This window comes from Pseudomarimonas arenosa (assembly GCF_014841215.1).
In the GTDB taxonomy this organism is placed as follows: domain Bacteria; phylum Pseudomonadota; class Gammaproteobacteria; order Xanthomonadales; family Xanthomonadaceae; genus Pseudomarimonas; species Pseudomarimonas arenosa.
This window is the reverse complement of the sequence record NZ_JACYTR010000032.1, coordinates 1-846: the sequence shown is the minus strand read 5'-3', so window position 1 is coordinate 846 and position 846 is coordinate 1. Positions and strand designations below refer to the sequence as shown.

The 846-nt window shown below is 55.7% G+C and carries 2 protein-coding genes; both read left to right on the top strand.

The window, feature by feature from the left end; translation table 11 throughout:
- Nucleotides 1-29: 29 nt before the first annotated feature.
- Entirely contained in the window at nucleotides 30-518 is a 489-nt protein-coding gene (locus IFO71_RS13835) for an SMI1/KNR4 family protein (RefSeq protein WP_192030239.1), read from the top strand.
- Between the two features lie 51 nt (nucleotides 519-569).
- Nucleotides 570-773, top strand: a complete 204-nt coding sequence (locus IFO71_RS13830) for a hypothetical protein (protein ID WP_192030238.1) — start codon at nucleotides 570-572, stop codon at nucleotides 771-773.
- Nucleotides 774-846: the final 73 nt, after the last annotated feature.

The window sequence follows — 846 nt, the reverse complement described above, 5'->3', positions numbered from 1 at the left end:
TTCGAGATTGGAGGCCGCTCATTGTCGAGATGATTCGGATCAAGCAAGCGACGTGTGAAGCGGACAAAGAGCGTCTGTGGGAGTACCACTGGCCACGCGTTGCAGCTTCGGAAGTTGCGCTTATCGAGGTAGAGAGACATCTGGGCTTTGAACTGGATCCGGGGTACAGAAATTTCTTGGCTGTAGCCGATGGCTGGCCGTCGTTTTTTCAGGGCGTGAACCTGTTCGGAACGCCCGAGTTGCTCGGTGGCCCTGCGATGCTTGCAGCGAATGAGATCCTCGATGCCGCTGAGCCATACCTGGAAGTTCAATGTGGTATTGGAAGACCGTCGGCGTTCCCGATCGCTGCTTCGGCGAGAGATAAAGATGTCTTTTTTATGCAGTTGCAGGGCAGTGCTCTGCAGCCGCCTTTGGTGTGGTGGGCTGGCGAAGAAGTTGATCGATTTGCATCGTTTTCCGATTTCTTTGCTTCGATGGTTGAGTACAACAAATTGGAACTGAAGGCTTTATCGCGGTAACTCGTAAGGCGGGTTTTAACCCGCCGTTTAGCTGCATCAGGCCGCCAGGGAATGTTTGATGGCGGCGCGGAAGGCAAGGTACTGCTGTCGGGCTGTTTCGATGAGGTCATCGAACTCTCTGGCAAATCGTGTGTATCGCGCCATTTCCTCGGGTATTCCACTGCCGCCACGGTCGATGTTGACCGCGCGTACGTCGGGTTGTTGTACCGCGCGTACGGCGGGTTGTTGTACCGCGCGTACGTCGGGTTGTTGTAGGGCGGGTTTTTAACCCGCCGTTTAGTCATTGACTATGGCCGTCGATCCACGGCCTGCTGCTCCGCCTTGGCGC